This is a genomic window from Candidatus Omnitrophota bacterium, from assembly GCA_041650805.1.
Lineage (GTDB): Bacteria > Omnitrophota > Gorgyraeia > 2-01-FULL-45-10 > 2-01-FULL-45-10 > JBAZKM01.
The window spans coordinates 53,722-61,824 of sequence record JBAZKM010000012.1 but is presented as its reverse complement, the minus strand read 5'-3'; the positions used below and the strand labels follow the sequence as shown (position 1 = coordinate 61,824).

Genomic DNA, 8,103 nt, shown 5'->3' with positions numbered 1-8,103 from the left:
GGCGCAGGCGGAACTTTTCGTGCCCGCCTGGAGCGACTCTTCAAAATTTTGACCCTGCTAAATTCAAAGAATTTAGCAGGACTGGTCCCGAACAATCTTTCAGATTGTTCGGGGTACCTTGGGGCGATACAGAACGGACGATGAAACTGGACAATCGCTTTCCTTGTAACCAGGTTCATCGGCCATCAAAATTTTGGGACAGCAAATTTGGATGCCTAATCCAAATTTGCGACAAGCGGAAGGCGGGCACAAAAGTAAACGCCTGAGGGGTGGAGACGAAAAATTTAATCCTTCCTTTCGAGCATCTCTTTGACACGGAGAGGGAGTTCGGCCTCGATGTAGACACTGTCGCCCTTATACTCCTTGCGGGTGACGAGGCCGTTCTCGTAGATTAGGTTCAATCTTCTGGCGTCGGAGGCGGGTATTGTCACTTTGACGGGGGCCGTCAATGCGCGCGCATGGACCATTATCCGCCCCACAAGCTCATCGAACCCTTTCCTCTGCAGTGCCGAGGCGACGACAGGATCGTTAAAATAAGAACGCGCCTTCTCTATGACGACTTCGTTCTCTACCTTGTCGATCTTGTTGAGGACCGTCATGACCGGCTTATCGTGGGCGCCGATCTCTTCCAGCACCTTATATACGGCGCTGGCCTGTTCGGCGGCCTTCGGGTGGCTTATATCTATGATATGGAGAAGTATGTCCGCCTCTATGACCTCCTCCAGCGTCGCCTTGAATGCCTCTATGAGGTGATGAGGAAGGCGGTCGAGAAAACCTACCGTGTCTACAAAGAGGACCCTCTGTCTGTTAGGCAGGACGAACTTGCGCACCGTAGGGTCGAGCGTAGAGAAGAGCTTGTCCTGCACGATGACATCCGAATCGGTGAGGGCATTGAGGAGCGTCGACTTGCCGACATTGGTATATCCTATTATAGCGATGGTCAGGATCGAAAAACGGCCCCTATTCTTACGCATCATGGCGCGCCGCCTGCTCAGGTCCTCGAGGTCCTTCTTAAGTTTAGTTATCCTCGTCCATATCCTCCGCCTGTCGATCTCGAGCTTCTGTTCGCCGGGACCTCTCGTCCCTATCCCGCCTCCCAGGCGCGACAGGTATATGCCCTTCCCTGTAAGCCGCGGGAGCAGGTATAGAAGCTGGGCCAGCTCGACCTGGATCTTCCCTTCGTTAGAATGGGCGCGCCGGGCGAATATGTCCAGGATGAGCTGTGTACGGTCTATCGTCTTTACCCCGATGGCCTCTTCAAGGTTCTTCTGCTGGCTTCCCGTAAGGTCATTATTGAAGATCACCAGATCTATGCCTTCATCCGCGCACCTGTCCGCGATCTCCTCCGCCTTGCCGGTGCCTATGAAATGCGAGGGCGACGGCTCGTGCCGGCGGACTATCTCTTCCCTTATGACCCTGGCCCCGGCGGACGAGGCAAGCTCCTTCAGTTCGGCGGAGCGCTCTTCCGCGGTCCATCCGTCACGCCCTCCAAGATCAACGGTTATCGTTATCGCGCGTTCCATAAATCATGTCACCAGGTCACAAAGTCACCAGGTCACCGGTAGAAGCTTTTACGGGTGACTTTATCTCTTTTATTATCTTCCTCACAATTACACGTTCGGGCGTCCGGCTCACATCGAACCACCTGATCCGCCGGTCGGCCCTGAACCAGGAGAGTTGACGTTTGGCGAAATGGCGCGTATTCCTGCCGAGGAGCTCCCCGGCCGTGTCGAGATCATATTCGCCGTCTATGAAGGCCGTTATCTCTTTCAGGCCGAGGATCGCCTTAGCCGTTTTGCTCAGGTCCTTATCCCGGAGCCTCTCGACCTCCCATACCGCCCCGTCTGCAAGGATCTTTTCGACGCGCGCATTTATGCGCGCGTACAGCTTCGCCCGCGGCATCGTCAGGCCGAATATCTTTATACGATATTTATCGCCCAACCCCATCGTACGCGCCTTCATCTCGGTCATCGTCTTCCCGGTGGATCGGTAAACCTCCAGGGCCCTTATTATGCGCCTTGCGTCATTCGGGTGTATCCGCGCGGCGGCGTCCGGATCTATACCGGAGAGCTCGGCGTGTAATTTTCCGCTCCCGTATTTCAGGACGGCCGCATTCATCCTTTTCCTGAAAGCGGGGTCCGCTTCCGGGGACGGGAAGAGGCCGTCTATGAGCGCCTTTACGTAGAGGCCGCTGCCTCCCGCTACTATGGGGACCCTGCGGCGCCGTACAGCGGATGCTATGAGGCGGCGCGCCTTAGTCCTGAAGAGCGCGGCACTCCATTCCTTCTCCGGAGAGAGGAACCCGACCAGATGATGAGCCACTCGCCGCCTCTCGGGAACGGCCGGCGCCTGGCTCAATATCTCCATGCCGCGGTAGACCTGCATGGAGTCACAGGATATGATCTCACCGCGAATATGCGCTGCCAGCTTTATTGAGAGGACGGTCTTGCCTGAGGCGGTGGGGCCTACGATAAAAATTACGGTGGGTTTCTTACCGGCACAATTCATCTGTGCAGATCTTCGTGGGGTAACCGAGGCCTTTCAGCCTGGATGCGGCCGACTTCGCTTCGCCGCCGGATACGTACCTCCCGACCTTGACCCTGTAGAAGGTGGATGACGGGTCGGCAGAGGTCTCCACATAACTGTCATACCCTTTTGCCTTAAGCTTATCCGCCAGCCGTACGGCGTTCGTCCTCTTTTTAAAAGATCCGACCTGTACAGAAAAACGGTTCTCCACACCGGAGGATGAGACCGCCTTAACGGCCGGAGGGGTATTACCCGCGATCTGCGGGGCGGCCCTGTAACAATCTTCCAGGCGGCCTTTGACGATCGATATATTCTTATCTCCCGGGTACTTCTTAAGTATATCTTTATAGGCCTGCACGGCCGCTTCGGTATTACCCTCGAGGAAATAAGAATCTCCTATGCCTAGATAGGCATCGAAGACATTCCGCGAGCTCATGAACCGCGATGTGACCTTGAAAAAATTTTCCCTCGCTTCGCCGAACCTCTTCAGCTTTAGAAGGGCCAACCCTTTAAGGTAGTAGGCCTCGCTCCTCGAGGATGACCTCGAATCTATCAGCATATCGAGCTCGGAGATCGTCCTGTCGTATCTCCCCTCGAGAAAGAACTTCTCTGCCCTTGTGATGCTCGGCTCGCTTGCATATGCTCGGATCGCGAAACCCGTCACAAACGCAAGAAGGATGGCATAAAAGATAAAACGTCCTTGATCCTTTTTCATTCCGCCAATCTCCCTTTCAACGTGTGAGGTGCCGTCACCTCTATCCTGACATCCACCAGCTTGCCGACAAGAGGCCCCTTACCCTTGAAAACGACAACCTTGTTGGTCCTTGTCCTGCCGGCAAGGAATTGAGCCGACTTATCGCTCTCGCCGTCCACCAACACCTCGACTACTTTACCATCAAGCGGGGCATTGCGCAAGGCCGATATTTCACACTGCAGGCCCAGGAGCTCCTGGAGCCGCCTCGCCTTCGTCTCCAGAGGCACATCGTCTTTCAGCCCCGCCGATCTTGCGGGCGGACGGGGGGAGTACTTGAAGATGTACGCGCCGTCGAAACCTATCCCCTTCACCATGGAGACCGTCTTTTTAAAATCTCTCTCCGTTTCAGAAGGGAATCCGACTATGATATCTGTGGTAACGCTACCTCCCGGGACGAGCCGCCTATATTCGTCTATCAGCCCGGCATACCTTTTGGCGGTGTATCTCCTGTTCATGGCCCGCAGTACCCTGTCGGAGCCGGATTGGAGCGGAAGGTGCAGGTGCTCGCATACCTTATCGAGGCCACGCATCGCCTCAAATAGTTTAACCGACGCGTCCTTCGGATGGCTCGTCATGAACCGTATCCTCTCGATACCTTCCACCTTATTCAACTCTTCGAGCAACCGTACAAAACCGCATCCTGACCGTGGACCGTGGACCGTGGACCGTGGACTTTTGTACGAATTCACATTCTGCCCCAAGAGCGTTATCTCCTTACACCCGGCATCCGCCAGCACCCTGACCTCTCTTAATATCGACTTCTCTTCCCGTGAACGCTCGCGCCCCCTGACGTACGGGACTATGCAGTACGAACAATAGTTATCGCACCCTTCCATTATCGATACATAGGATTTGAACCTGTGCTCCCGGTAGCCGGGAAAGAGCTCCGGCCTCGCCGTATTCACCTTATCGGCCGCTATTATCGTGCACCTGTCATCGAGCACCCCCCTTATGATATGCGGCAGTTCCCATTCGTTGCCCGGGCCGCATACGAGATCGATGAGAGCGCTCCTTTCAAGCGCCTTCTCCATATACTTCTGGGCGGTACAGCCGATGAGCCCTATGACGATATCCGGCCTTCTCTTCTTCAGCTTCTTCAGGTCCGCGATATTGCTGAATAAACGGTCTTCGGCATGCTTCCTCACCGAGCAGGAATTGAAGAGGATGACGTCCGCCTTATCCATAGAATCGGCAAACGCGAACCCGTCCTCAAGCAGCAGTCCCGCCACGAACTCCGAGTCGCGGATGTTCATTTGACAACCAAAAGTTCTAATGTATATTCTTTTCATGGCCTGAACTTTTGGTTGTCATGCCGAATTTTAGTCCAAAAAATGTGGAGCTCCCGAAGGAGCGACAGATTTTTTGGACACGTTTTAAAATTCGGCTCCGTTAGTGGCGAGAGAATTTTGGGCCGTTTAGGATTCGGAGTTGACACCGACGAGAAATTGGACCGCCGCTTAGAAGCCGGCACTGACTTTACTATTCTTTTCATGTCTTGAACTTTTGGTTGTCAGTGGCGAGAGAATTTTGGGCCGTTTAGACGTCTGCGTTACCTTCACCATATTTTTCATATCTGACAACCGAAGGTTTTTATGTACACACTAGGCTTAGTCATATGGTTTCAATAAGTTATATGAATTAGACCATGCTTGAGGAATATAACTCATATTATTAATCATGTTTTTGATATTGAATAGTATCTACATACTCACCATTTAAATAAAACACAATCTCACCTGTTTTCCATGTAAAAGCAACCATTACTCCTGGTCTCGTACCTGTCGGTATTAATTTTCTAGTTGTAATAACAGCCCCTGCAAGACCATCTATTGATATTTCCATAGATTTATCTGAATGTTTAATTAAATGAATAGACAAAGGTCCTTTTTTCAATAATCCAAAGTCGTAAACATCTTTGTTGGTGCACCAATCTGGATGAGGGTGATTGATTTGAAAAACTATTGATCCCTCTGAAGGTAAAGCGTTATCATTGCCCTCAAAATCCATATGTTTCGCATCTGAATCATATTTAATTTTAAGATCCGGCATTACTACCCTTGGACGGCTTGTTCTTTCGAATCCGATATTTTGCTTTGCCATAGCAAGCACTCTCTCACCTATTTCTAATACGAGATCGGCTTCGGACATTAAAACCATATCGAGAGCCACTTGATTAGATATAACAGTCCCTTCGAGTTCGACTAAATGTGGCTCTACACCATCATCTTCATGGGCAGATCCCATTTGTTCAGCTACATTACGAATCAGCTTTTCGTGACTATGTCCCTCTCCGGCAACCACAATAGCTTCGCATTCTTTAATAATCATTTTTAAAGAATATTGTGCTGAAGGAAGCTTTGGGTCACCATACCCAGCACGAAATATAGGAATGAATAAAAAATCCAGCCCTTTGCTAAGAGAGTGATTATGATCTACATTGCCAGCAAGATGAACATGTACATCATCGGATAAATGCATTTCATCTATCAATCTCCATAATAATCCTTCTGTTCTGCTTGACTCGCAAACCAAAACCCTTAATTCCGCTGCCAAAGATTTAATATAGGCATTATCGCCAGTCGCTAACTTTGCTAAAGATTCTTTTAAAAAATGCAGATGCGCTTCTAAATCTTTTAATTTGCGATTCAAGGTTTTTGAAATTCTATTTTTTTTAGGCATAATATTTATCAACTAACATAAGCTACTTTTCAATTACGTCCGACTCCTTCTTAATCCTAGACGCCATCTTAATTGGGAATAGCCTGATGGTATGTTTATACTTGCAGCATCTTCTGTATATCTATTGCCATGGCTTCCGCCAAGGCATTCATAATTTTCATCTGCCATTTATGCGGCATTGAATCAAAAACCTCTTTGACTAAATCAGCATCTCCTTTAGAAGCCAAAGCGTTTAATATCTCTATAGCGGCGCTTCTATCTTTATCTGCTTTCTCTTCTTTGAGTCTGCGTTGAAAAATAATCAACTTATGAAGTGCAAAATTGGCGGGATGCGGCAAGGTAAGATAGAAATCGTCAACCTTAACCTTTATAGTATTATCAGACAAGAAATGAAGATACCGTAAGGCAGTTGCATTTATACCCAAACGCGGTATTTGAATTGGAGCATCCGTTCCCTTACCTCTTTCCGGCACTAAAAACTCCACCATCAGTTCCGGATGCTCTAACTTTATGTAACCCTTAGATCCTTTATATCCGGTTACAAAGCCGAGATCTTTAAGCAATTCCGGCAAATTAACATCTTTTTTGAAACTACTGGGAGACGGGATTAAAAAATCCACATCCCTTGTTCTGATTGTTTTACGATATTTAACTTCTGCAAAATACCCCTCATAGAAAGGGATACACCAGCTGCCAATCATTATCATGCCATCCAGCACGCTGGCATCACGCAAGCGACGCAAAACTGCAAGGCATAATTCATACTGCTTCTTTTCCACGTAAAGCTCCTTTTAAGAATCTGATCTGCTTCTTTACTTGAGATAATAACTTTCTATATTTTGCCCTGTACTCCTTAACCTCCTTGTATTTCTGTATGACATCATCAGATACCTTGCCTTTATATTTCATCTTTACCTTGCCGGCTTCACGCACTAAGAGGTAATAATATTCATGCCCCTTGATTTTCTTTTTTATAAGGCTCCCCTTGGGCAATTTTGCCAATTCTCTCTCGTAGTCTTTTTTCATCTGGAGAGAGTTTGCAAGCTCTTCCCTCATCACGCCTTTTATCGCCGCCATATCGCCCTCTTCGTTGGATTTACATATAAATAGTTATCATACAAACTATAGAGTATTGTATATTGTATGGTAACTTCTGTCAAATAAAAAGTTACTATACAAACATGTGAATTACCAATGTTGTATAGTAACTACATTTTTCACTTACGTACGGTTCCCCTACCTTCAATTCTCGTAACTCGTTATATCTGAAGCACTAAACACTATTATATACGTCGTCCAGAAAATGTACGATCAGTATGTAATACTGTAACCAACGGCCATCCGAAAGTTTTGATCTTACGTTCCGCTACTTCTTCGCGACAACGAGCATTTCGAAATCGTCAGTGGCCAGTTTGTCGTTTCTTGAATACGCCCCAAGCTTTGCGCCAAAGATGTCTATTCTTTTATATCCCAGCGTCTTTAAAAGCCACCTTATCTCACTGGGCACATAATAGCGCTCATTGCTTTTGAGTTCTATTTTATTGCCGGAGTCATCTTCAATAACTGTTGTATTATGGTCTCGGAAAGTCATCAGATCAAAGGAGCACTCCTTGCACTGGGATTGGCTTTCTTTCTGCGCCGACTTATAGAATTCACTGACCGAATGGAACAGCGGGAACAACCCGTTTAATGTGGTGAAAATGAACATACCTTTATCTTTCAGCGATTTTGTGGCGTTCCTTAGTATCTCAAAATTCATCTCATCTGTTTCCATAAGAGAGAATCCGCCTTCACATAACATGATCGCCAGATCGAATTCACCGTCGAACGAAAGATCGCGCGCATCCTGTATTTGGAAATCGATGGCCACCCCTGCTTCCCGCGCCTTTTCCCTTGCCCTTTTTATCTGATTCCCGGAAAGGTCAACGCCGGTAACGTTGTATCCCCTTTTCGTAAGTTCGATCGAATGCCTGCCTGTTCCGCATCCGACATCAAGTATTCTTACATTTTTGTTATGCCCTAACTCCTGTTCGATAAAATCGCATTCCCCGAGTGTCCCTTGAACGTAACATTCTTTATCATATTTTTGTGCGTAATTTTCAAATAATGATTCATACCATTGCTTCATTGCTATCCTCCCGTTT

General features: G+C 48.2%; 8 protein-coding genes. All 8 read right to left on the bottom strand.

The features are described from left to right. Positions 1-284: 284 nt before the first annotated feature. The 8 genes from hflX to WC515_08055 all read right to left on the bottom strand — a co-directional run bounded on the left by hflX (position 285) and on the right by WC515_08055 (position 8,087). A complete protein-coding gene (gene hflX, locus WC515_08090; GenBank protein ID MFA5147320.1) occupies positions 285-1,523 on the bottom strand; it encodes a GTPase HflX in 1,239 nt (412 codons plus the stop codon). A 16-nt stretch (positions 1,524-1,539) separates the two neighbouring features. Beyond that, complete coding sequence (gene miaA, locus WC515_08085; GenBank protein MFA5147319.1) at positions 1,540-2,508, bottom strand: tRNA (adenosine(37)-N6)-dimethylallyltransferase MiaA; 969 nt, start codon at positions 2,506-2,508, stop codon at positions 1,540-1,542. Next, entirely contained in the window at positions 2,492-3,241 is a 750-nt protein-coding gene (locus WC515_08080) for an SPOR domain-containing protein (GenBank protein ID MFA5147318.1), read from the bottom strand. The genes miaA and WC515_08080 overlap by 17 nt, the downstream gene beginning before the upstream one ends. Next, positions 3,238-4,569, bottom strand: coding sequence for a tRNA (N6-isopentenyl adenosine(37)-C2)-methylthiotransferase MiaB (gene miaB / locus WC515_08075; GenBank protein MFA5147317.1), 1,332 nt, complete (start codon positions 4,567-4,569; stop codon positions 3,238-3,240). Before miaB ends, WC515_08080 begins: the two co-directional genes overlap by 4 nt. Before the next feature lie 382 nt (positions 4,570-4,951). Then, positions 4,952-5,959 (bottom strand): hypothetical protein, encoded by a 1,008-nt coding sequence (locus WC515_08070; GenBank protein ID MFA5147316.1) that lies wholly within the window; start codon positions 5,957-5,959, stop codon positions 4,952-4,954. Between the two features lie 95 nt (positions 5,960-6,054). Then, positions 6,055-6,738: a GSU2403 family nucleotidyltransferase fold protein gene (locus WC515_08065; protein MFA5147315.1), complete on the bottom strand. Its 684-nt coding sequence runs from the start codon at positions 6,736-6,738 to the stop codon at positions 6,055-6,057. Next, a complete protein-coding gene (locus WC515_08060) occupies positions 6,719-7,036 on the bottom strand; it encodes a hypothetical protein (GenBank protein ID MFA5147314.1) in 318 nt (105 codons plus the stop codon). Before WC515_08060 ends, WC515_08065 begins: the two co-directional genes overlap by 20 nt. Positions 7,037-7,325: 289 nt before the next feature. Beyond that, complete coding sequence (locus tag WC515_08055) at positions 7,326-8,087, bottom strand: class I SAM-dependent methyltransferase (protein MFA5147313.1); 762 nt, start codon at positions 8,085-8,087, stop codon at positions 7,326-7,328. Positions 8,088-8,103: the final 16 nt, after the last annotated feature.